At 68.0% G+C, this 22,406-nt stretch carries 25 protein-coding genes and 1 pseudogene; 11 read left to right on the forward strand and 15 right to left on the reverse strand.

Annotation, left to right across the window (positions count from 1 at the left end):
- Positions 1–45: 45 nt before the first annotated feature.
- Genes dut through coaBC form a run of 3 tightly spaced genes read right to left on the reverse strand, consistent with a single transcriptional unit; the run spans position 46 to position 2,176 of the window.
- On the reverse strand, positions 46–492 hold the full coding sequence (dut, locus tag ABL844_RS20920; protein WP_019655978.1) for a dUTP diphosphatase: 447 nt from the start codon (positions 490–492) through the stop codon (positions 46–48).
- On the reverse strand, positions 492–953 hold the full coding sequence (locus ABL844_RS20925) for a hypothetical protein (protein ID WP_369661626.1): 462 nt from the start codon (positions 951–953) through the stop codon (positions 492–494). The genes dut and ABL844_RS20925 overlap by 1 nt, the downstream gene beginning before the upstream one ends.
- A complete protein-coding gene (gene coaBC, locus ABL844_RS20930; protein WP_418128786.1) occupies positions 953–2,176 on the reverse strand; it encodes a bifunctional phosphopantothenoylcysteine decarboxylase/phosphopantothenate--cysteine ligase CoaBC in 1,224 nt (407 codons plus the stop codon). The genes ABL844_RS20925 and coaBC overlap by 1 nt, the downstream gene beginning before the upstream one ends.
- Positions 2,177–2,369: 193 nt before the next feature.
- Between coaBC and ABL844_RS20935 the strand changes: the two genes are divergently transcribed.
- The 7 genes from ABL844_RS20935 to ABL844_RS20965 all read left to right on the forward strand — a co-directional run bounded on the left by ABL844_RS20935 (position 2,370) and on the right by ABL844_RS20965 (position 8,347).
- Positions 2,370–4,052, forward strand: coding sequence for a CTP synthase (locus tag ABL844_RS20935; RefSeq protein WP_184641301.1), 1,683 nt, complete (start codon positions 2,370–2,372; stop codon positions 4,050–4,052).
- Complete coding sequence (locus ABL844_RS20940; RefSeq protein ID WP_369661624.1) at positions 4,049–4,339, forward strand: DUF1330 domain-containing protein; 291 nt, start codon at positions 4,049–4,051, stop codon at positions 4,337–4,339. Before ABL844_RS20935 ends, ABL844_RS20940 begins: the two co-directional genes overlap by 4 nt.
- 63 nt (positions 4,340–4,402) lie before the next feature.
- Positions 4,403–5,686: a phosphopyruvate hydratase gene (gene eno / locus ABL844_RS20945; protein ID WP_019655973.1), complete on the forward strand. Its 1,284-nt coding sequence runs from the start codon at positions 4,403–4,405 to the stop codon at positions 5,684–5,686.
- Between the two features lie 18 nt (positions 5,687–5,704).
- Positions 5,705–5,983 (forward strand): cell division protein FtsB, encoded by a 279-nt coding sequence (ftsB, locus tag ABL844_RS20950; RefSeq protein WP_093203189.1) that lies wholly within the window; start codon positions 5,705–5,707, stop codon positions 5,981–5,983.
- A 54-nt stretch (positions 5,984–6,037) separates the two neighbouring features.
- Positions 6,038–6,670 (forward strand): nicotinamide riboside transporter PnuC, encoded by a 633-nt coding sequence (pnuC, locus tag ABL844_RS20955; protein ID WP_184641302.1) that lies wholly within the window; start codon positions 6,038–6,040, stop codon positions 6,668–6,670.
- A complete protein-coding gene (locus tag ABL844_RS20960; protein ID WP_184641303.1) occupies positions 6,667–7,338 on the forward strand; it encodes an AAA family ATPase in 672 nt (223 codons plus the stop codon). The genes pnuC and ABL844_RS20960 overlap by 4 nt, the downstream gene beginning before the upstream one ends.
- A gap of 31 nt (positions 7,339–7,369) precedes the next feature.
- The gene (locus ABL844_RS20965; RefSeq protein ID WP_418128787.1) at positions 7,370–8,347 is read left to right on the forward strand and encodes a hypothetical protein; all 978 of its coding nucleotides are present in this window, start codon (positions 7,370–7,372) and stop codon (positions 8,345–8,347) included.
- A 4-nt stretch (positions 8,348–8,351) separates the two neighbouring features.
- Here ABL844_RS20965 and ABL844_RS20970 read toward each other — a convergent pair whose 3' ends face one another.
- Complete coding sequence (locus tag ABL844_RS20970; protein ID WP_418128788.1) at positions 8,352–9,152, reverse strand: helix-turn-helix domain-containing protein; 801 nt, start codon at positions 9,150–9,152, stop codon at positions 8,352–8,354.
- A gap of 195 nt (positions 9,153–9,347) precedes the next feature.
- Here ABL844_RS20970 and ABL844_RS20975 point away from each other — a divergent pair.
- Together ABL844_RS20975 and ABL844_RS20980 are read left to right on the forward strand one after the other, a co-directional pair.
- Positions 9,348–9,971 (forward strand): annotated as a pseudogene (locus ABL844_RS20975) (SDR family oxidoreductase); the annotation flags it as partial.
- A 130-nt stretch (positions 9,972–10,101) separates the two neighbouring features.
- Positions 10,102–10,956, forward strand: a complete 855-nt coding sequence (locus ABL844_RS20980) for an NAD(P)-dependent oxidoreductase (RefSeq protein WP_369661618.1) — start codon at positions 10,102–10,104, stop codon at positions 10,954–10,956.
- Between the two features lie 27 nt (positions 10,957–10,983).
- Here ABL844_RS20980 and ABL844_RS20985 read toward each other — a convergent pair whose 3' ends face one another.
- Together ABL844_RS20985 and ABL844_RS20990 are read right to left on the reverse strand one after the other, a co-directional pair.
- A complete protein-coding gene (locus ABL844_RS20985; protein ID WP_184641308.1) occupies positions 10,984–11,982 on the reverse strand; it encodes an Hsp33 family molecular chaperone HslO in 999 nt (332 codons plus the stop codon).
- A gap of 39 nt (positions 11,983–12,021) precedes the next feature.
- Positions 12,022–12,546: a gamma carbonic anhydrase family protein gene (locus tag ABL844_RS20990; protein ID WP_126021734.1), complete on the reverse strand. Its 525-nt coding sequence runs from the start codon at positions 12,544–12,546 to the stop codon at positions 12,022–12,024.
- A gap of 41 nt (positions 12,547–12,587) precedes the next feature.
- Between ABL844_RS20990 and ABL844_RS20995 the strand changes: the two genes are divergently transcribed.
- A complete protein-coding gene (locus ABL844_RS20995) occupies positions 12,588–13,403 on the forward strand; it encodes a ferritin-like domain-containing protein (protein WP_418128790.1) in 816 nt (271 codons plus the stop codon).
- Between the two features lie 27 nt (positions 13,404–13,430).
- Here ABL844_RS20995 and ABL844_RS21000 read toward each other — a convergent pair whose 3' ends face one another.
- The 8 genes from ABL844_RS21000 to ABL844_RS21035 all read right to left on the reverse strand — a co-directional run bounded on the left by ABL844_RS21000 (position 13,431) and on the right by ABL844_RS21035 (position 20,551).
- Positions 13,431–13,877, reverse strand: coding sequence for a MaoC family dehydratase (locus tag ABL844_RS21000; protein WP_126025841.1), 447 nt, complete (start codon positions 13,875–13,877; stop codon positions 13,431–13,433).
- A 53-nt stretch (positions 13,878–13,930) separates the two neighbouring features.
- Positions 13,931–15,064 (reverse strand): thiolase family protein, encoded by a 1,134-nt coding sequence (locus tag ABL844_RS21005; protein WP_184641310.1) that lies wholly within the window; start codon positions 15,062–15,064, stop codon positions 13,931–13,933.
- A gap of 93 nt (positions 15,065–15,157) precedes the next feature.
- Positions 15,158–15,733 carry a TetR/AcrR family transcriptional regulator gene (locus tag ABL844_RS21010; protein WP_418128791.1) on the reverse strand — a complete coding sequence of 192 codons (576 nt, stop codon included), beginning with the start codon at positions 15,731–15,733 and terminating at the stop codon, positions 15,158–15,160.
- A gap of 76 nt (positions 15,734–15,809) precedes the next feature.
- The gene (locus ABL844_RS21015) at positions 15,810–16,802 is read right to left on the reverse strand and encodes a Bug family tripartite tricarboxylate transporter substrate binding protein (RefSeq protein WP_418128792.1); all 993 of its coding nucleotides are present in this window, start codon (positions 16,800–16,802) and stop codon (positions 15,810–15,812) included.
- 52 nt (positions 16,803–16,854) lie between these two features.
- Positions 16,855–17,835 (reverse strand): tripartite tricarboxylate transporter substrate binding protein, encoded by a 981-nt coding sequence (locus tag ABL844_RS21020; protein WP_311737054.1) that lies wholly within the window; start codon positions 17,833–17,835, stop codon positions 16,855–16,857.
- Complete coding sequence (locus tag ABL844_RS21025; protein ID WP_418128794.1) at positions 17,832–18,617, reverse strand: DUF72 domain-containing protein; 786 nt, start codon at positions 18,615–18,617, stop codon at positions 17,832–17,834. The genes ABL844_RS21020 and ABL844_RS21025 overlap by 4 nt, the downstream gene beginning before the upstream one ends.
- Positions 18,592–19,506: a site-specific tyrosine recombinase XerD gene (xerD, locus tag ABL844_RS21030; RefSeq protein WP_126025846.1), complete on the reverse strand. Its 915-nt coding sequence runs from the start codon at positions 19,504–19,506 to the stop codon at positions 18,592–18,594. The genes ABL844_RS21025 and xerD overlap by 26 nt, the downstream gene beginning before the upstream one ends.
- Before the next feature lie 70 nt (positions 19,507–19,576).
- On the reverse strand, positions 19,577–20,551 hold the full coding sequence (locus ABL844_RS21035; protein WP_184641314.1) for a tripartite tricarboxylate transporter substrate binding protein BugE: 975 nt from the start codon (positions 20,549–20,551) through the stop codon (positions 19,577–19,579).
- A gap of 102 nt (positions 20,552–20,653) precedes the next feature.
- Here ABL844_RS21035 and ABL844_RS21040 point away from each other — a divergent pair, with 102 nt between their 5' ends.
- Entirely contained in the window at positions 20,654–21,571 is a 918-nt protein-coding gene (locus ABL844_RS21040) for an AEC family transporter (RefSeq protein WP_165909770.1), read from the forward strand.
- Between the two features lie 56 nt (positions 21,572–21,627).
- Here ABL844_RS21040 and ABL844_RS21045 read toward each other — a convergent pair whose 3' ends face one another.
- Entirely contained in the window at positions 21,628–22,380 is a 753-nt protein-coding gene (locus tag ABL844_RS21045) for a sulfite exporter TauE/SafE family protein (protein WP_418128795.1), read from the reverse strand.
- Between the last annotated feature and the right edge of the window lie 26 nt (positions 22,381–22,406).

The raw sequence follows: 22,406 nt of genomic DNA on the forward strand, positions 1-22,406 counted from the left end.
TCCGCTCTTTACCGCCCGGACACTCAGCCGATCTTCAGGATTCGCTCAATGTTTGCCGGTAGAGCCGTAGCCGCCCTCGCCTCGTTGCGTGGGTGCAAATTCTGTGACCACTCGAAACTGCGCCTGCACCACTGGCACGATCACCAGCTGCGCCAGCCGCTCCATCGGGTTCAGCACGAAGGGCGTGTCGCTGCGGTTCCAGGCGCTGATCTTCAGCTCGCCCTGGTAGTCGCTGTCGATCAGGCCGACGAGGTTGCCCAGCACGATGCCGTGCTTGTGGCCCAGCCCCGAGCGCGGAAGGATCAGCGCCGCATAGGCCGGGTCGGCCAGATGGATGGCGATGCCGGTGCCCACCAGCTGCCAGCCGTTGGGCTCCAGCGTGATGGGGGCATCGAGGCAGGCTCGCAGGTCGAGGCCGGCGCTTCCGGGGGTGGCGTATGCGGGCAATTGATCCACCATGCGCGGATCGAGGATGCGGACGTCGACTTTCACTAGTTATTGCCTTGCTTCTGTTGCTGTTCTCTTTGCTTTCGGGCCGCTTCTTCCAGCACCTGCTGCCACTTGGCGACACCGGGTGTGAGCTTCAGGCCCTTCAATTTCCTTCCGAACCAGGCGGCCAGCGCCGCCAGGACGATCAGCACGCCGAACGGCACGCCCGCAGCCCAGAGCACGAGGAACGCCACCGCGCCGAAGATGCCCAGCACCTTGAGCAGCGCCGGATCGAAGGAGCCAGGCTGCTTCCTGGGCACTTCGCCGTTGGGGAGCTCGGCGCGCTGCATCGCGGCGGTGACGGGCCCCTGCGCCTGCGGACCGGAGGTCGGCGTCATGCCGATGTCCAACCCGTGCTCGCCGGGCGCTGCGGCGGTCCGCTTCGGCAGCGCCGCCTGCGCGGACAGCCGCTCCACATAGCGGGCGAAATCGCCATTCGGCGGTGTGTTCCATTGGGGATTCATCAGACCCTCCAGTCGGGAAGACGCGCTGCGATCTCGGTCATGAGCTCGCGCGCCAGCGTGAGCTTGGGGGCGCGCGGGAGCTCGCGCACGCCGTTTGCGTCCACCAGCAGCAGCGCGTTGTCGTCCTGGCCGAAGGTCAGCGGGCCGATGTTGCCCACCAGCAGCGGGATGCCCTTGCGCTCGCGCTTGGCCTTGGCGTGTTCGGCGAGGTTCTCGCTCTCGGCGGCGAAGCCCACGCAGAAGAGCTTCTTCGACTGCGCCCGCTCGCTCTTCGCGACGGAAAGGAGGATGTCCGGGTTTTCGGTGAAGTTCAACACCGGCGTCCTGCCGCTGCCGTCCTTCTTGATCTTCTGGTTGCTCTGGGTGGCCGGCCGCCAGTCTGCGACGGCTGCCGTAGCTACGAAAATGCTAGCACTCTGGGCCGCACGGGTGGTCGCTTCGAGCATGTCCTGCGCCGAGAGCACGTCGACGCGCGTCACGCCGCGCGGCGTGAGCAGGTGCACCGGCCCGGCCACCAGCGTGACCTCGGCGCCTGCCTCGCGGGCAGCCCGGGCAATGGCGAAGCCCATCTTGCCGGACGAATGGTTGGTGATGCCGCGGATCGGGTCCAGCGCCTCGAAGGTCGGGCCGGCCGTGACCAGCACCTTCTGCCCCGCCAGCAGCTTGGGGCTGAAGAAGGCGGTGACATCTTCCAGCAGCTGCGCCGGTTCCAGCATGCGGCCGTCGCCGGTCTCGCCGCAGGCCTGCCAGCCGTTGCCCACGCCCAGCACCGTCGCGCCGTCGGCCGCAACCTGCATGAGGTTGCGCTGCGTGGCCGGATGGGCCCACATCTCGCGGTTCATGGCCGGGGCGATCAGCAGCGGGATGCGGTCCATCGGGCGAGCCAGGCACATCAGGCTCAGCAGGTCGTCGGAGCGGCCTTGCACCAGCCGGGCGATGAAGTCGGCGCTGCAGGGGGCCAGCACGATCGCATCGGCCTCGCGGCTGAGGTTGATGTGCGGCATGTTGTTGGGCTCGCGCGTGTCCCACTGGGAGGTGTAGACGGTGCGCCCCGAGAGCGCCTGCATGGTCACGGGGGTGATGAACTGCTCCGCCGCCTCGGTCATGACGACCTGGACGGTCGCCCCCGCCTTGACGAACAGCCGGCACAGCTCGGCCGACTTGTAGCAGGCGATGCCTCCGGTGAGGCCCAGGACGATGTGTTTGCCGGCGAGGTCTTGCATGGGCTGTATTGTTGCTCACCCCCAGGCTTCGCACTTCGTGTCTTCGCCTCCCCCCGACCGGGGGCGGGCCGGCCGCTTCGGGCGGCCGTGCGCGGCGGCCCCCACGAAAGATGCCCTTCTCGAAAGGTGTCGCGAAGGGCACACCTATAATCGCAATTTCCCACTGCCCGGATTCACAGCGTCCGGAACTGGCATGACCAAATTTGTCTTCGTCACCGGTGGTGTCGTTTCTTCCCTTGGCAAGGGAATCGCCTCCGCCTCGCTCGCCGCGATCCTCGAATCGCGCGGCCTCCAAGTCACCCTCATCAAGCTCGATCCGTACATCAATGTCGACCCCGGCACGATGTCGCCCTTCCAGCATGGTGAAGTGTTCGTCACCGATGACGGCGCGGAGACCGACCTCGACCTCGGGCACTACGAGCGCTTCATCAACACGCGGATGCGCAAGGCCAACAACTTCACGACCGGCCAGATCTACAAGACCGTGCTCGAGAAGGAACGCCGCGGCGACTACCTCGGCAAGACGGTACAGGTGATCCCGCACATCACCAACGAGATCCAGGAATACATCAAGCGCGGCGCCGGCATCGGCACGGCGCACGAGGTGGACGTGGCCATCGTCGAGATCGGCGGCACCGTGGGCGACATCGAGTCGCTGCCCTTCCTGGAGGCCGTGCGCCAGATGAGCCTGCGCATGGGCCCGAACAACTCGGCCTTCGTGCACCTGAGCTACGTGCCCTGGATCGCCGCCGCCGGCGAGCTCAAGACCAAGCCCACCCAGCATACGGCGCAGAAGCTGCGCGAGATCGGCATCCAGGCCGACGCCCTGCTGTGCCGCGCCGACCGCCGCATCCCCGACGACGAGCGCGCCAAGATCTCGCTGTTCTCGAACGTGCCCGAATGGGGCGTGATCTCCATGTGGGACGTGGACACGATCTACAAGGTGCCCCGCATGCTGCACGAGCAGGGCCTGGACGGCCTGATCTGCGACAAGCTGCGCATCAACACCCCGCCCGCCAAGCTGCAGCGCTGGGACGAGCTGGTCTACGAGGTCGAGCATCCGCAGAAGGAAGTCTCGATCGCCATGGTCGGCAAGTACGTCGACCTGTCGGACAGCTACAAGTCGCTCAACGAGGCGCTGCGCCATGCCGGCATGAAGAACCATGCCCGCGTGAAGATCGACTACATCGACTCCGAGACCATCTCGCCGCAGGACGTCTCGCGCCTGGCCAAGTACGACGCCATCCTGGTGCCCGGCGGCTTCGGCCAGCGCGGCGTGGAAGGCAAGATCTCGGCCGCGCGCTTCGCCCGCGAGGGCAAGGTGCCCTACCTCGGCATCTGCCTGGGCATGCAGGTGGCCACCATCGAATACGCCCGCCACGTGGCCGGCCTGAAGAACGCCAACAGCACCGAGTTCGACCCCGAGACGCCCACCCCCGTGATCGCGCTGATCACCGAGTGGAAGGACGCCGACGGCACCGTGAAGATCCGCGACGAGAAGTCCGACCTCGGCGGCACCATGCGCCTGGGCGCGCAGAGCTCCGACGTGGCGCCGGGCACGCTGGCCCACAGCATCTACGGCGACGTGGTCACTGAACGCCACCGCCACCGCTACGAAGCCAACGTGAACTACCTCGACGAGCTGCGCAAGGCCGGCCTCGTGATCTCCGCCCTCACCCAGCGCGAGCACCTGACCGAAATCGTCGAGCTGCCGCAGGACGTGCACCCGTGGTTCATGGGCGTGCAGTTCCACCCCGAGTTCAAGTCGACTCCGTGGGGCGGCCACCCGCTCTTCAACGCCTTCATCAAGGCCGCGCTCGAGCACAAGGAAAAGGGTTCGGGCAGCACCAACAAGACGCTGAAGGCGGTTGCATGAGCAGCGGCTACGTCATCGCCCACGTCGAGGTGAGCAACCCGACGCAGTACGAGGAATACAAGAAGTGGTCGACCGTCGCCATGCAGGCGCACGGCGCCGAGGTGTGCGTGCGCGGCGGCCAGGTGCAGCCACTGGAGGGCGACTGGAAGCCCACGCGCATCGTCATCCTCAAGTTCCCCAGCTTCGAGAAGGCGAAGGCCTTCTACGAGACGCCCGAGTACCTCAAGGCGCGCGAGGCGCGTGCCGGCGCCGCGATCATGAACATGATCGCCGTCGAGGGCCTCTGATCTCCTGCCCCGTTCCCCCATCTATTCATCCGCCCAAAGAGACCAGAAAGAGAAAGACAGAAGATGAGTGCAATCGTTGACATCGTCGGCCGCGAAATTCTCGACAGCCGAGGCAACCCCACCGTCGAATGCGACGTGCTGCTCGAATCGGGCACCATGGGCCGCGCGGCCGTGCCCTCGGGCGCATCGACCGGCTCGCGCGAAGCCATCGAGCTGCGCGACGGCGACAAGAGCCGCTATCTCGGCAAGGGCGTGCTGAAGGCCGTCGAGAACATCAACACCGAGATCTCGGAAGCCGTGCTCGGCCTGGACGCCAGCGAACAGGCCTTCCTCGACCGCACGATGATCGACCTCGACGGCACGGACAACAAGGGCCGCCTGGGCGCAAACGCCACCCTCGCCGTCTCGATGGCCGTGGCCCGCGCCGCGGCAGAAGAATCGGGCCTGCCGCTGTACCGCTACTTCGGCGGCATGGGCGGCATGCAGCTGCCGGTGCCGATGATGAACGTCATCAACGGCGGCGCGCACGCCAACAACAGCCTCGACCTGCAGGAATTCATGATCATCCCCGTGGGCGCCAAGAGCTTCCGCGAGGCCGTGCGCTATGGCGCCGAAGTGTTCCACGCACTGAAGAAGATCCTGGGCGACCGCGGCATCAGCACGGCGGTGGGCGACGAAGGCGGCTTCGCTCCCAGCGTCGAGAGCCACGAAGCAGCCATCCAGCTGATCCTGGAAGCCATCGACAAGGCCGGCTACACCGCCGGCGAACAGATCGCCCTGGGCCTGGACTGCGCGGCCAGCGAGTTCTACAAGGACGGCAAGTACGTGTTGTCGGGCGAGAACCTGTCGCTCACGGCCGAGAGCTGGACCGACATGCTCGCGACCTGGGTCGACAAGTACCCGATCATCAGCATCGAGGACGGCATGCACGAAGGCGACTGGGACGGCTGGAAGCTGCTCACCGAACGCCTGGGCAAGCGCGTGCAGCTGGTGGGCGACGACCTTTTCGTCACCAACACCAAGATCCTGCAGGAAGGCATCGAGAAGGGCATCGCCAACTCGATCCTGATCAAGATCAACCAGATCGGCACGCTGACCGAGACCTTCGCCGCCATCGAGATGGCCAAGCGCGCGGGTTACACCGCCGTGATCTCGCACCGCTCGGGCGAAACGGAAGACAGCACCATCGCCGACATCGCCGTGGGCACCAACGCCGGCCAGATCAAGACCGGCTCGCTCTCGCGCTCGGACCGCATCGCCAAGTACAACCAGCTGCTGCGCATCGAGGAAGACCTGGGCGACATCGCCGTGTACCCCGGCCGCGGCGCGTTCTACAACCTGAAGTAACGCCGGACGCCACGCGGCATGCGCGCCCGCCTCGTTCCACCGATCGTCCTGCTGCTCCTGCTGGCCATCCTGCAGTGGCAGCTGTGGAACGGGCGCGGCAGCGTGCGCGACGTGGCCCAGCTGCGGACCAAGCTGGCCGACCAGAAGGAAGCCAACGCCAAGGCCGCGCTGAACAACGAGCGCCTGAGCTCCGAGGTCAACGACCTCAAGGACGGGCTGGAGATGGTCGAGGAGCGCGCGCGCGCGGAACTCGGCATGGTCAAGCCGAACGAGGTCTTCGTGCAAATTGCGCACTGACCTCGGCCATTCTTTCCCCTCTCCCTTTCCTCTTCTTTCTTCGCCTCAGAGCCGATGACCGAGCTTCTCTCGGCCCCCGCGTTCATGCTCTGGGGCTCTCCCGTGAGCTGGCTCGAGCTCGTCGCGTCGACGCTGGCGCTCGCCATGGTGGGCTGCAACATGCGCGAGATCCACTGGGGATGGCCGCTGGCCATCGTCAGCTCGGTGCTCTACGTAGCGGTGTTCGCCAAGGCGCGCATCTATGGCGACGCCTCGCTGCAGGTCTTCTTCGCGCTCGTCGCCCTATGGGGATGGGCGCAATGGCTGCGCGGCCATCGCGCCGACGGCAGCGCGCTGCGCGTCAGCCGCCTTTCATCGCGCGGCATCGCGCTCACGCTGCTCGCCTGCGCTCTGGCATGGCCGGCGGTCGCTCTCTTCCTGCGCCGCTTCACCGACACCGACGTGCCCTGGTGGGACGGCTTCGCCACCGGCCTGAGCCTGGTCGGGCAGTTCCTGCTCGGGCGCAAGTTCATCGAGAACTGGCTGATCTGGCTGGCGGTGAACGTGGTGAGCGTGGGCCTCTTCATCCACAAGGGCCTGTGGCTCACGGTGGGCCTGTATGCGGTGTTCGCCGTGCTCAGCGTGGCCGGCTACCTTGCCTGGCGCCAGCGCATGCCGTCCAGCGCCGCAGCGGCCGTGCGCGCATGACCCCCGTGCTGCCGACGGGCTGCGTCATCGCCCTCGTGGGGGCCGAAAGCACCGGCAAGACCGAGCTGGCCCGCGCCATCGCGCAGCGCCTGCAGGACCGCGGCGTACCGACCACCCTGGTGAGCGAGTACCTGCGCGAATGGTGCGAGCGCGAAGGCCGCACACCGCGCCCCGACGAGCAGCAGGCCATCGCCGACGAGCAGACCCGCCGCATAGCGCTCGCAGCCGCCACCGGCGTGGTGGTGGCCGACACCACCGCGCTCATGACGGCCGTCTACAGCGAGCAGCTCTTCGCGGACACCTCCCTCTACGACAGTGCGCTGGCCGCCCAGCGGCGCTACGCCATCACGCTGCTGACCGCGCTCGACCTGCCCTGGGTGGCCGACGACATGCGCGACGGCCCGCATGCGCAGCAGCCGACCGACACGCTGGTGCGCGCCGCGCTCGCGGGCGCGAAGCTCTCGTATGCCGTGGTGCATGGCAGCGGCGGCGAGCGGCTTGCCAACGCGTGGAACGCCATCGTTTCCATCGCAGGCAACGAGGGCCGGCCGCGCACGCGCGCCAGGTCCGACGCGAAACCCGCCTCCTGGTCGTGGCCTTGCGAGAAATGCTCCGACCCGGAATGCGAACATAGGCTCTTCAGCGATCTCATCGCACGCCGCGAGTAGCGGCCCTCCCTTTCCCCTTACCGGAGACCCGATGCCCCTTTCGACCGCCGCGCGCATCGCGCTTCTTCCTTCCGCTCTGGCCACCCTGCTGCTGTCGGCCACCGGCCCGGTCCACGCGGCACCTGTCGCGGCCACCGTCGAGAACGGCACCACCACCACCGCCTGCGCCGAGGAAGACAACGTCTCGCTGACCCTGCGCGGCGAAGGCATCCGCCGCATGCGCATCGAGGCGCTGCAGCCCGACTACCTCGACAAGATCGGCAACGACGTCACCGCGCCCGACTTCTCGGGCTGCAACTTCGACGGCGGCGAGCATCCCACCGATCCGGCCTACCGCTTCCGCAAGCGCACCGTGGTGCTGATGGACAACGCCCGGTGGCGCATCGTAGGCATGACCCTGCCGAGCTTCTGGCGCCCGCAGCGCGTGCCCGTGCAGGTGGGCAAGCGCAAGGACCGCGGCTTTCATCTGCTGCAGGTGTTCAGGAAAGAGAACGGTAAGCCGCTCGAAGCCATCGTGCTCTATCCGTCGGATGGCTACTGGCGCATCAAGCCGCTGCCCGAGGCGCGCTTCGGCGACGGGGTGTACGGCTCGTCCTTCCTGCTCGGCCCGGTCGAGGCCGCCGCGCGGCCGGTGGTGAACATCGCGTCGATCCGCATCGTGCCCCGGCCGCTGGCCATCCACGTGCGCTTCACCGACGGCGGCAGTGCCGCAGTGAAGGTCGAGGAGACCAGCCGCGCGCGCACCGCGCTCGACGTGACGCTGTCGAAGCCCACCGCAAGCGCCCAGCCCTTCGCGGTGCTGCGCTCGATGTACGTCACCCCCGACAACGCCGACGTGAGCGAAGTGCGCTGGCAGGCATCGCCCCAGGCGGCGCAGCAGGTGCTGCCGCTGCCGGAGGTGAAGAGCCTGCAGGCCACGCAGGTGCGCTTTGGCCGCAGCCTGCCGTCGAAGCACAACACGAGCGCGCCGGACATCTCGTTCGGCGGGTTCGACGACGCGGCTCGCTAGACCCCTAGCCCGCGCGCCGCACTTCGCCCGGCGTGACGCCGAGCACACGCCGCATGCAGCGCGCCATGTGGCTCTGGTGCGAGAAGCCGCTCTCCAGCGCCACGAGGCTCGCCGGCATCTCGCTGCGCAGCAGCAGGCCGCGCGCACGGTCGACGCGGCGGTGCACCACGTACTCGTGCACCGGCAGGCCGATGGAGCGCTTGAACTGCGTCTTCAGGTGCGAGGCGCTGAGGCCTGCGATACCGGCCAGCGCGGCCAGCGAGAGATCGCCGTCCAGGTGCGCTTCGATGTACTCGGTCACGCGGCGCAGCTGCGGCCGCGTCAACCCCTGCGCTGATGCCGTGCCTGCGGTCGACTCCTGCCCCGCCAGCAGCTGCACCGCGAGCGCGGTGCCCAGGCTGTCGGTGTAGAGCCTGCCGTTGGGAAAGCCAGCGCGGCGCTCCGCGTCGAGCGCCCAAGCGACGTGCTCGATCCGCGCGTCACGGAACTGGTGGCGCTGGTCGAGCACGGCCCGCTCGGGCGGCAGGCCCATCTCGTCGGCTGTGCGGCTCAGCAGCGAAGGCGGCATGCGCACCACGACCGAGGTGCTCGGCGCTTCCTCGTGCCAGACGTCGGAGATGCCGGCCGGCAGGATGTCGAGGTCGCCGCGCGTGTAGAGGAAGCTGTGCAGCCTGCAGGCCCCAGCCACCGGACCGCCGGTGTGTAGCTTGATGCGATGGTCGGGCAGCGCGTCGTAGCCGACCACGCCGCCGGGCGTCTGCCGCAGGTCCACCTGCAGGCGGGTGTCCGCGTCGGTTTTGCTCATCGGAACATTATCGAGCGCCGCCTTGCACGGCGCTGTCCGTTCGTGCTCCGGCGCGGCCGAACGTGCGCGACCGCAAGAGCACCGATCCGGATCATTCGCAGCCTTGAACTTCATCCATTGCAAGGCACGCGAATCATCATGACGAACGACATCTACGGCGGCAAGAAGGCCGTCATCACCGGCGGAACCATCGGCATGGGCCTGGCCACCGCACAGGCTCTGCTCGCGGGCGGCGCCGAAGTGCTGGTGACCGGACGCAACCCCGCGAACCTCGAAGCCGCGCGGCGCACGCTCGGCGCGGGCGCCCACGTGCTGGCGTCCGACGCCGCCTCGCTGACCGACATCGACACGCTGGCGGCCACGGTGCGCGAGCGCTTCGGCCGCATCGACCTGCTGCACATCAACGCCGGCATCTCCACGCTGGAGCCCTTCGAACAGGTGACGGAGGCCGGCTACGACCGCGCCTTCGCCATCAACACCAAGGGTCCGTTCTTCACCGTGCAGCGCCTGGCGCCGCTGATCCGCGAGGGCGGCGCCATCGTGGTCACTTCATCGATCGCGGACGAAGGCGGCATGCATGGCATGAGCGTCTACAGCGCCACCAAGGCCGCGCTGCGCTCCTTCGCCTCGGGCTTCGCGGCGGAGCTGATGGCGCGGCGCATCCGCGTGAACGTGGTGAGCCCGGGCTTCATCGACACGCCCACGCTGGGCGTGGCCGATGCGACGCCGGAGGAACGCGCCGAGTTCATCCGGCTGGGCGACCAGATCACGCCGATGCGGCGCCACGGCACCGCCGACGAGGTGGCCCGCGCGGTGCTGTTCTTCGCCTTCGAGGCGACCTTCACGACCGGCGCGCGGCTCACCGTCGACGGCGGGCTGGGCCAGAAGCTGACGCCCGCCGCGGCCTGGCTGCACCTGATCGACACGAAAACATGGAACGGAGAACGACATGACCGACGTATCCCTCATCGGCCTCGGCCCCATGGGCATCGCGCTCGCGCGCGCACTGCAGCCGAAATACACGCTGACGCTCTGGAACCGCACCGCCGGGCGCGCCCACCCGCTGCTGAACCAGGGCACCCTGCTCGCCACGGATGCGCGCAGCGCCGCCGAGGCGAGCCCCATCGTGCTGATGTGCGTGGCCGACTACGCCGCGGCCCGCTCGATCCTCGCCCAGCCCGGCGTGATGCAGGCCCTGCGCGGCAAGGTGCTGGTGCAGCTGAGCACCGGCACGCCGCAGGACGCGCGCGACGCCTGGGCCGCCGCGGACGGCGTGGCCTACCTCGATGGCGCCCTGCTCGCCACGCCCGGCCAGATCGGCCGGCCCGACACGCCGCTCTTCATTTCGGGCGAGGAGCGCGCGCTGGCCATCTGCCGCCCGGTGCTCGAAACCATCGCCGGCCGCCTCATGTACATGGGCGAGCCGGTCGGCAACGCCGCGGCCTGGGACCTCGCGACGCTGTCGTGCATGTTCGGCGCGATGAGCGGCTTCTTCCACGGCGCTCGCATCTGCGAGGCCGAAGGGCTGGGCGTGGGCGAGTTCGGCCGGATGATCGGTGCGATATCGCCGGTGCTGGGGGAGATGATCCGCGCCGAGGGCGATGCCATCGAGGCCGGGAGCTACGGCGAGCCCCAGAGCTCGATGGCCACCTGCGCGGGCTCGGGCCGGCTGTTCGTGAAGCAGGCGCGCGAGGCCGGCCTGGACGGGAGCTTTCCGGCTTTCCTGGCCGGCATGTTCGACCGCGCGCTGGCGGCCGGTTTCGCGCACGAGCGCCTCGCCGCGATGATCAAGGTGCTGCGCTGACTGAAAAAGAGGCAGCGACGGCGCCGCCTACTGCACGACGGAGCTGCCCGGAACCCGGTCGCCCACCGGCGTGAAAATCTGCGCGGCGTCGACAGCATCGAAGCGGTACTGCTTGCCGCAGAAGTCGCAGCCCACCTCGATGTTGCCGCGCTCGGCGAGGATGCTCTCGGCCTCCTGCTCGCCGAGGCCGCGGATCATCTGCGCCACGCGCTCGCGGCCGCATGTGCAGGCGAAGCGCGGTCCGAGCATGCCGGCCTGCGGCTCGAAGCGCAGCAGCTTCTCTTCCCAGAACAGGCGGCGCAGAATGGTCTCGACGTCGAGCGTGAGCAGCTCGTCGCGCGTGAGGCTCGACGCGAGGATCGAGATGCGGTTGTAGTCTTCGTTACGGCCGATCTGGTCTTCGTTGGCCTGATCGTGATCCTTGTCGGCGGTGCCCTCGAGGTTGCCTTCGCCTTTCACCGGCAGGCGCTGGATCAGCAGGCCCGCGGCCACCTTGTCGTCGGCGGCCAGCACCAGCGTGGTGTCGAGCTGTTCGCTTTGCAGCATGTAGTGCTGAAGCACGTCGCTGAGCTTGCCGAGCTTCTCGCCGTCGTCACCGAAGAGCGGCACGACGCCCTGGTAGGGGGTGGTGCCCGGCAGCTTGTCCTTGGGGTCGAGCGTGATGGCGCAGCGGCCCTTGTTGTTCACGTTGACCATGTCGGGCAGGTGCGCGTCGGCCGGCAGCTCGCCCATCACCTTGGCGGTCGCGCGCAGGCTCAGGTCGGGCTTGGACTCGGCCACCGCCACCTTGACGGGGCCGTCGCCGAAGATCTGCAGGATCAGCGCGCCGTTGAACTTGATGTTGGCCTGCATCAGCGTGGCAGCCGCCGTCATCTCGCCGAGCAGTTCGACCACGGGCTGCGGATACGCGCCGGTGGCGGTATTGGAGGCGCGCCGCGCGAGGATCTCCTGCCACGCGTCCGTCAGGCGCACGATCATGCCGCGCACCGGCAGGCCATCGAACAGGAATTTGTGCAGCTCGCTCAAAACGTCTTCTTTCTGTGTATGTGCCTGCAGCCGGGATGGTCAGGCGATCTTTTTCAGGCCCTTCGCGAAGCGCCGCGCGTTGGCCACGTAGTTTTCCGCGCCCTGGCGCAGCTTGGCGGCGGCCTCGTCGTCGAGGGTGCGCACCACCTTGGCGGGCGAGCCCATGATGAGCGAGTTGTCGGGAAACTCCTTGCCCTCGGTCACCACGCTGCCGGCGCCAACGATCGAGTTGCGGCCGATCCTCGCGTTATTCAAGACCACCGCCTGGATGCCGACCAGCGTGTTGTCGCCGATGGTGCAGCCGTGCAGCATCACCTGGTGGCCGACGGTCACGTTGTCGCCCACGGTCAGGGGGCAGCCGATGTCGGCGTGCAGCACCGACAGGTCCTGGATGTTGCTGTTGCGCCCGATGCTCAGCGTCTCGGTGTCGCCTCGCAGCACCGCGCCGAACCACACGTTGGCGTTCTCCGCCAGCCTGACGTTGCCCATCACCTCCGCGGTGTCGGCCACCCATGCACCTTCGCCCACCTGGGGTGCCACACCGTCGAGTTCGTAGAGCGCCATTGTTTCCGGTCCCTGCAAGGTCAAAACCTAGAATTGTAGGGATGCACCCCCGATTGAGCGCACTGGCCGCGCTTCGCCTTACAGACCCCGATGAAAAGGTGGCCGCCACCCGTGCCATCCCGCTGGACGGCGCTACCGAATCCATAGCAGCCCAGGAGATCCGCACGCCCGGCGACGATCTCGGCGTGCCGGGCCGCCCCGAGCGCCCGCTGCGCGTGGCCGCCACCGCCGTGCAGAAGCGCTCGCCCTTCACCACCGAGGGACGCGCGGCGCTGATCCATTCGATCTGCCACATCGAGTTCAACGCCATCAACCTCGCGCTCGACGCCGTCTGGCGCTACGACGGCATGCCCGAGGCCTACTACCGCGACTGGCTGCGCGTGGCCCATGAAGAGGCGCTGCACTTCACCCTTCTGCACGCGCACCTGCAGGACATGGGCTGGCGCTATGGCGACTTCCCCGGCCACGACGGCCTGTGGAACATGTGCGAGAAGACCAAGGACGACGTGCTCGCCCGCATGGCGCTGGTGCCGCGCACGCTGGAGGCGCGCGGGCTCGACGCCACGCCGCTCATCCAGGGCAAGCTCAAGCGCGTGAACACACCCGATGCGCTGCGCGCGGTGGAGATCCTCGACATCATCCTGCGCGACGAAGTGGGCCACGTGGCCATCGGCAACCACTGGTACCGCTGGCTGTGCGAGCGCGAGGGCATCGACCCGGAAGCGGCCTACCCGGGGCTCGTGGCGCGCTACGACGCGCCGCGGCACAAGCCGCCCTTCAACTTCGAGGCGCGCGGGCGTGCGGGCTTCAGCGCGGAAGAACTGCGCCAGCTCTCGCAGACGCAGGACAAGGCCTGAGGCCGCCGCTCTTCTTTCCTCTTCGGCTCAGGCCGGACGCGCCTGCACCACCAGCTTCGGCATGAAATGCTGGAGCACGTCGCCATGCTGGTTGAGCGTCTGGCAGCGCATCGCCACCATCGCGCGGCCGGGTTTGGAGCGCGAGGGCACGATGTCGACGACCTCGCCCTCCACATGCAGCACGTCGCCGGGCCGCGTCGGCTTGGGCCACTGCAGTTCGCCGCCCGAACCGATGATTCCGTCGGCCAGTGGAAGGCCGCTTTCGACCAGCAGCTTCATCGTGAGCGCGGCCGTGTGCCAGCCGCTCGCCGCGAGGCCGCCGAAGAATGTGCTCTTGGCAGCCTCTTCGTCGGTATGAAAGGGCTGCGGATCGAATTGCTGCGCGAAGGCCTTGATCTGCGCCGCGTCGAGCGCGTGCTCCGCGCTCTTGAAACGGTCGCCGACCTTCAGGTCTTCGAGATACAGCTTGGCCATGGGGTCTCCTTTGTCGTGGGTGGCGATCGCCATTCTCGCGGGCGGCGCGGCCTTCAGACGCGCTCGAGGATCGTCGCGATGCCCTGCCCTCCGCCGATGCACTGGGTGGCCAGCGCGTAGCGGCCGTTCTCGCGTGCCAGCAGCGACGCCGCCTTCCCGGTGATGCGCGCACCGGTCGCTCCCAGCGGATGGCCGATCGACAGGCCGCCGCCGTCGAGGTTGATCTTCGCCGGATCGAGCCCGAGGTCGCGGATGCAGGCCAGCGCCTGCGAGGAGAAGGCTTCGTTGATCTCGATCACGTCGAGGTCGGCCGCGCTCAGGCCCGCGCGCGCCAGCGCCTTGCGCGTGGCCGGGATCGGGCCGATGCCCATGATCGCCGGATCGACGCCCACGGTGGCGAACGAGCGGATGCGCGCCAGCGCCTTCAGGCCGTGCTTCGCCGCGAATTCGTCGCTGGTGACGAGCACTGCGGCCGCGCCGTCGGTCAGCGGAGAAGAGGTGCCTGCCGTCACCACGCCGTCAGGACGGAACGCGGGCTTGAGATTCGCCAGTGCCTCGGCGGAAGTGGTCGGACGGATGCAGCCATCGGCATCGATCACGTCGCCCGAAGCCAGGCGCACCGGCACGATCTCGCCGGCAAGCCGCCCCTGCGAACGCGCCTCGGCCGCCTTGCGATGCGACTCCACCGCGAAGGCCTCCTGGTCGGCGCGGCTCACGTTCCAGCGCTGCGCCACGTTCTCGGCGGTCTCGCCCATCGAGATGTAGGCGTCGGTGTTCTCCTTGAGTTCCGGGCTCGGCGAGAAGTTGAAGCCGCCCTGCGGCACCATCGTCATCGACTCCACGCCCACGCACAGGAACGCATCGCCCATGCCCGCCTCGATCTGCGCGGCGGCGATGTGCACGGCCTGCATCGAGGAGCCGCAGAAGCGGTTGACCGTCATGCCGCCCACCTCGTGCGGAAGGCCGGCCAGCAACCCGACGATGCGCGCGAGGTTGTTGCCCTGCGAGGCCTCGGGGTAGGCGCAACCGAGGATGACGTCTTCGAGCAGCGCGGGGTCGAGGTCGGTGCGCTGCAGCAGGCCGCGCACCACGCCGGCGGCCAGCGTGTCGGGGCGCACCTCGGCGAGCGCGCCTTTCTTCGCGAAGTGGAACGGGGAACGGGCGTAGGCGGAAATGACGGCTTTCATGAATGCTCTCCAGCAGATTGACTACCTTCCAATCGGTAGGCTTCGAGGTCGAAAAATAAGCACGCCGAAGCGTGCCTGCACGGGGCCGGGCGCTCAGCCCGGCAAGAAACTCCTGAGTTGGGCGATGGCCTCGTCGAAGTCGTCGACGCGGCCCGTCATGCGCGCCGACAGCAGCGCGCCCTGGCAAACGGAAAAAACGTAGGCAGCCAGCGAAGCCACCGAGGCGCCGGTCTTGCGCTCCGTCATCAGCGCGCCCAGCACCCCGGTGAGCCACGTCACCTGCGTGTTGCGCAGTTCCTGCACGGCAACGCGAAGCTCGTCGTTGATGACGCCCCAGCCGGGAGCCACCGCCCCCGCGGGACACATGCCCGAGCCGGCCCTGAGCGTGTTGCGGTACATGCGGAAATACGATTCGAGCGCGTCCTTCGGCTCGCGCGCCCGGGCGGCGTCCCAGTCCTTGAAGCCCTGCGTGGCCGCGCGGATCACCGCGACGCCCAGCGCCTCCTTGGTCGGGAAGTGGTGGTACAGGCTGGCCTTGCGCACGCCGACCGCGTCGGCCACGTCCTGGAAGCTGAAGCCCAGGTAGGAACGGGTTTCGATGAAGCCGCGCGCCACCGCGAGGATCTGCTCGCGGGTGCTGCCGGCGGCGAGTGCTGTGGCGTTGGTCATCTACCTACTATAAGGTAGGCAAGGCCAAGCCACAAGCCGGGGTGTCATCCAGGCGTCAGCGCGCCTTTGCGGCTTTTCAATCGGCCTTGATGCCCGCCGCCTTGACGATGCGCCCGTTGCTCTCGAACTCGCTGGCGATTTCCTTCGCGAACGCGGCCGGGGTGCCGCCGGTCGGCACGTTGTCGGTGGCCGTGAGCTTGGCGCGCAGCTCGGGGGTGGCCAGCGCCTTGTTGATCTCGGCGTTGTACTTCGCGACCATCGCCGGCGGCGTGGCCGCCGGCGCGAACACGCCGAACAGCGAATTGATGTTCGCCGCCTTGTAGCCCAGCTCACCCAGCGTGGGCACCTGCGGGAGGCTGTCGAGCCGGGCTGGGGCACCCACCGCCAGCGGGCGCAGCTTGCCCGACTGGATGTGCGAGGAGAGCGTCGGGCTCGCGTTGGTCGAAAGAATCTCGAACTGCCCGCCGATCGCGTCGTTGAGCTGCTGGCCGCCGCCCTTGTAAGGCACGTGGGTGATGTCGACGCCGGCCGCAGCGCGCAGCTGCTCCAGCACGATGTGGCCCAGCGAGGCCGGCCCCGAGGTAGCCCAGCGCACCGCGCCCGGATGCGCCTTGGCATCGTCGATGAGAGCGCGGAAGTCCTTCGCCTTGCTCGCCGGCGTGGCGATCAGCAGCACCGGCGAATACATCACGCTGGCCACCGGCGCCACGTCCTTCAGCGGGTCGAAGGGCAGCTTGCCCAGGTGCGGGCTCAGCACGAGCGGGCTGATGGCCGAGAAGCCCAGCGTCGCACCGTCGGGCGCGGCCTTGGCGACGGCGTCCATGCCGATGGCCCCGCTCGCGCCCGCGCGGTTGTCGACGATCACCGTGACGCCTATCTGCGCCGCGAGCCGGTCGCCCAGCGCACGCGCGACCACGTCGCTGACGCCGCCCGCCGGATAGGCGACGATGAGGCGCACGGTCTTGGGGACGGTTTGCGCGAAGGCGCCGGATGCGGCGCACAGCGCGGCGGCGGCGAGGAGTCGGGTCGCCGTGCGGCGCGAGGGCTTCGGGGAAGCGAGGAAATTCATGGTGTCGTGTGTGGCAGCCCGTGTCGTCTGCCTGCTTGCGTGATGGATGGCGTCAGTCCAGCTGCAGCTTGCGCTCCTTGATCAGCCTGGACCACTTCTCATTGTCCGCCTTCACGAAAGCCGCGAACTCGGCCGGCCCGAGCGAATGCACCTCGGCCCCCGCCGTCGCGAACTTGGCCTTGATCTCGGGCTGCGCCAGCGCCCTGGCCAGCTCGCCGGAGAGCCGGTCGACGACTTCCTTCGGCATGTTGGCCGGTCCCACGAGTCCCTGGAAGCCGACCGACTCCATGCCAGCCAACCCCAGCTCCTTCACCGTCGGCACATCGGGCAGCTGCGGATCGCGTGCCGGGCCGGTCACCGCCAGCGCCTTGAGCTTGCCACCCTTCACCTGCGGCAGCAGCACGCTGCCCGCGTCGATGAGGATCTGCGTCTGCCCGCCGATCAGGTCCTGCACCGCGGGGGCGCTGCCCTTGTACGGCACGTGCGTCATGTCGAGCCCGGTGACCTGGTTCATGAGCTCGCCGTTGAGGTGCGTGGAGGTGCCGTTGCCGCCCGAGGCGAAGTTGACCTTGCCCGGCTGGCCCTTGGCCCAGGCGACGAACTCCTTGAGATTCTTCGCCGGATGGTCGGGCCGCGTCACCGCGATGTAGCTTCCCTGGCTGATCTGGCCGATGTAGGTGAACTGCCTGATCGGGTCATAGGGCGGCTTGCTCTGCAGGTACGGCGCGATGGCGAAGGGCCCCGTGTTGGCCAGCAGCAGCGTGTAGCCGTCGGCGGGCTGGCGCGTGAGCTCGGTGGCCGCGATCATGCCGCTCGCGCCGGGCTTGTAGTCGACCACGAGCTGTTGCTTGAGCGCCTCCTGCAGCGGCACCTGCACCGTGCGCGCCGCGAAGTCGATGCCGCCGCCGGGCGGATAGCCGACGATCAGGCGGATGGGCTTGGCGCCCGGAAAGGCCTGGGCGGCGGCGAGGCCGGCGGCTGCGGCCATTGCAAGGCCGAGCCCAAGGCCGGCGCAGAGTCTGTTGAATTTCACGTTCCGTCTCCTCTTGTCGATGATTGATTTTCCAGCAGCCGCCGCAGCGTCAGCGCGTTGCCCGTTGCCTCGCCGCCGGCCGTGTTGTCGAACACGCACCAGCACTGCGCACCCTCCTCTTTCGCGCGCTGCAGCCGCCGGGCGAGGCGCGCGAGCAGTTCCTCGTCGTAGGCGGACCAGTAGCGCCGCGGCGAACCGTGCAGGCGCAGATAGACAAGGCCCGACCAGCCGCCGGGGGCCGCGGCTTCGTCGAACAGCACCGGGTCCGCGAGCACGCGGGCCACTTCGAAATCCGACAGGAGCCCGTCGGTCTGCGACGTGAACCAGCTGCGATGGCGCGGCTCCAGCACCACCGCGCCCCGGTGCCTGTGCCGCAGCGCGGTGAAGAAGCCGCGCACCGCTGCAGCATCGAACGCCAGGCTGGGCGGCAACTGCACGACCAGCGCACCCAGCTTGCTGCCGAGACCCTCGACCTGCGCGGCAAACGCCTCGAAAGCCGGCATCGCACCGATCAGCCGGCGTTCGTGCGTCACCGCCTTCGGCAGCTTGACCGCGAAGCGAAACCCCTCTGGGGTGCTCGCGGCCCAGCGCTCGTAGGTCTCGCGCCGGTGCGGCCGGTAGAACGAGGAGTCGATCTCGACCGCGTCGAAGCGCTGCGCATAGCGTTCCAGGTGCGAGCCTTCGGCCGGAAACACCGGCCACAGCGCGCGCGGCAGGCTCCATCCGGCGCAGCCGATGCGCCAGTCCTGCGAAGGCTCAGCCGCGCGGATGGTGCTGCGCATGCAGCTGCTTCAGGCGCTCGCGCGCCACGTGCGTGTAGATGGTCGTCGTCGAGATGTCGGCGTGCCCCAGCAGCAGTTGCACCGCGCGCAGGTCGACGCCGTGGTTCAGCAGGTGCGTGGCGAAGGCGTGGCGCAGCGTGTGCGGCGACAGCGGCACATGGATGCCCGCCGCGGTCGCGTGCTTCTTCACGATGATCCAGAACATCACGCGCGTCATGCCTGAGCCGCGCGCCGTGACGAACAGGTCGGGCGTCTGCTGGCCGTCGAGGATGGCGGGGCGCGAATCCTCCAGGTAGCGCTCGATCCAGCGCCTCGCCTCGGCGCCGAAGGGCACCAGCCGCTCCTTGCTGCCCTTGCCGAGCACGCGCAGGACGCCGTCGTTGAGGCTCATGTCGGTGGCCTTGAGTGCCACCAGCTCGCTCACGCGCAGGCCGCTGGCGTACATCAGCTCCAGCATCGCGCGGTCGCGCAGGCCCAGCGGCGAATCGACGTCGGGCGCGCCCAGCAGGTCGTCGACCTGCTTTTCGGAAAGCGTCTTGACGGCCCTCGGCATCTGCCGCGCCGGCATGAGCCGGATGCTCGGATCGGCCGCGATGCGCCGCTCGCGCAGCGCCCAGCGGTAGTAGCGCTTGAACACCGTGAGCCGGCGGTTCGCCGACGTGGCCTTGCCCTTGGTCGACAGGCGCGCGCCCATGTAGGCCTGCAGGTCGGTCTCCTTCGCGGTGTCGAGCGCGGTGCCGCTGCGCTGCGCGCCGAGCCACTGCGCGAACAGCGTCAGGTCGCGGCGATAGGCGGCCAACGTGTTTTTCGAGAGTCCATCCTCCAGCCACAGTGCGTCGATGAAGTCGTCGATCCCGGGTGTGGTCTGCGTGGCTGCCTCTGTGCTCATGCCTTGCAAGATAACAAAAAGAAAAAGCCGCCCGGCATGCGGGCGGCTTCCCTGGTGCGAGGAGCGATCCTCAGTCGAGCTTCAGGTTCTGCTTCTTCACGACCTGCTTGTACACGTCGTACTCGGCCTTGATCTGCGCGGCGAACTGGTCGGGCGTGTTCGCCACGATCAGCGAGCCCGTGTCCTCGATGCGCTTGCGCACCGCCGGCTCTTCGACCGCCTTCTTCACGCCGGCGCTGATCTTCTCGACCACTTCCTTGGGCAGGCCCTTCGGGCCGAGGATGCCGTAGTAGGCCATGCGGTTCACCGGCTCCAGGCCCACTTCCTTGAAGGTCGGCACGTTGGGCAGCGCGGCCAGGCGCTGCGGCGCCGACACCACGATCGGGATCAGCCGGCCGCTCTGGATGAAGGGCATGGCCGAGGGGATGTTGTCGAACATGATCGGCACCTGGCCGGCCACCACGTCGTTCAGCGCCGGGCCCGCGCCGCGGTAGGGGATGTGCGTGACGAAGGTGTTGGTCAGGCTCTTGTAGAGTTCCATCAGCAGGTGGCCGATGCCGCCCGTGCCCGACGAGGCGTACGAGTACTTGCCGGGGTTCTTCTTCAGCTCGGCCACGAACTCGGCGTAGTTCTTGGCCGGGAAGCTCGGGTTGACCGCGATGATGTTCGGCGTGGCCGCGATGTTGATGATCGGCGTGAAGTCGTTGATCGGGTCGTACGGCGTCTTCGGGTTGATGGCCGGGTTGGCCGCCGTGCTCGACACCGTGGCGATGCCCAGCTTGTAGCCGTCGGGCGTGGCACGGGCGGTTTCGGCCGCGCCCACGATGCCGCCGCCACCGGCGCGGTTGATCACCACCACCGGCTGGCCCAGCACCTTGCCCAGCGGATCGGAAATCACGCGCGCCACGATGTCCGTCGTGCCGCCCGGTGCGAACGGCACGCTCAGTTCGACGGGCTTGTTGGGATAACCCTGCGCAAAGCTCTGACCCGCCACTGCAATCAGTGCCGCGGCTCCCACCATCGCGCTCCATTGACGACGTTGCATCAAAAACTCCTTGTTCTGCTGTATGTCGAAAAAACGAAGCCCGGATGCTAGCGGCTCGGGGGCCGTATCCATGCTCTGGATTACCCATGGTCAAGCGGGTTTATCCTCGAAGCGGTGAATTACGCGCAGCTGCTCTTCCCCGACTTCTCCCTCATCGCCATCGGCTGGCTCCTGTGCCGCTACACAGCCCTCGACCGCCGCGTGTGGGACCAGGTCGAGAGCCTTGTTTACTACTTTCTATTTCCTGTGCTGCTGTTCCACTCGATCGTGCGCAGCCCGCTCGACTTCGGGGCGACATCGAGCCTGCTCACCGCAGGTGTCGGCGTGGGCGTGTGCGGCATCGTGCTGGCCTACGCCCTGCCCTTCGTTCCGGGCCTGCGCACGCACATCGACCGGCGCGACCACGCGGCGAGCGCGCAGATTGCCTTTCGCTTCAACTCGTTCATCTGCCTGGCGCTGGCGGAACGGCTCGGAGGCTCCGAGGGGCTGCTGCTGATCGCGGTGCTGATCGGCGTGTGCGTGCCGATCTTCAACATCGCGGCCGTGTGGCCGATGACGCGGCATGCGCAGACCGGGTTCGTGCGGCAGCTGGTGCGCAATCCGCTGATCGTTGCGACCGTGGCGGGGTTGCTGGCCAATGTGCTGGGGCTTACCGTGCCCACTTGGGCCACGCCTACGTTGACGCGGATCGGGGCTGCTTCGCTGGCGCTTGGGCTGCTGGCTGCGGGGGCAGGGATGAAGTTCTCCACCTTGGGAGCGGGGAAGGTGCTGGCTGTGTCTGTGCTGGCCATACGGCATCTGTTGCTGCCGTTGGTGGCCTGGGGGCTGGCTCGGGCGCTTCGGCTCGATGCTGCGCAGGGGGCTGTGCTGATGGCTTTCTCTGCTGTGCCTACTGCTTCCAGCGCTTATGTGCTGGCTGCTCGCATGGGGTACAACGGGCCTTATGTGGCTGGGTTGGTGACTTTGTCTACCTTGCTGGGGGTTGTCAGCTTGCCGTTTGCTTTGGCTTTGCCTCGGTGAGGGCTGTTGGGTGTTTGCTTCCCGGGGCCGGGTCTCGGCCCCGGGGAAGGAATCGCTCAGCTACGAGAAAGCAAAGCCGGAACAGCAGAAGCCAACAGCGCAACCCCGGAAGCAGTCAACAACCCCAAGACAATCTTCCGAAACACAACCTCACTGATCCCGATATAAAGCCGCGCCCCCAATAACACAGGCACAGCCACCGCCACCGCCACCACCCCCAGCAAAGGCAAGAGAGAACGCCCGATATTCCCGCTGAACAGGTGGATGCCGAACGCCACCAGCAACATCGACAGATTGAAGTTCTGGATCACCGCCCGCTGCGTATCCCGCTGAAACCCGCGCAACGTGCACCACAGCGTGGGAATGGTCCCCGAGAACCCGCCGATGCCGGCCATCGCCCCACCGATGGCACCGGCCACCCCATCGGCAACACGTCCCCCGAACGCCACCTTCGGCAGATGCTGCGACATCAGCATCGCCGGGCACCACAGCACCAACAGTAGCCCGAGGCACAGCTTGAAGACGACGAGATCCAGATGCGGCAGCAGCCAGACGCCGAAGGGCACGCCCACCAGTCCGCCAAGCAGGAAAGGCCAGAGAACGCTCTTGTCGAAGGAACGCCGCACGGTAACCGCGGCGATCACCTGCCCCGTCATCGCGCCGAAGAGCGCGAGCAAGGCGGCGAGCCGGGGCTCCAGCGTCCAGGCCCAGACGGACATCGCCACCATGCCGAACGCAAAGCCGGAGAGGCCCTGCACGAAACCCGCCAGCACGGCGCCGACGATCACATAGACATACAGGGCTTGCATGCGGCCGATGATATCGGCCGGGGTTC

Source organism: Variovorax sp. 278MFTsu5.1 (assembly GCF_048305045.1).
GTDB lineage: Bacteria > Pseudomonadota > Gammaproteobacteria > Burkholderiales > Burkholderiaceae_C > Variovorax > Variovorax guangxiensis.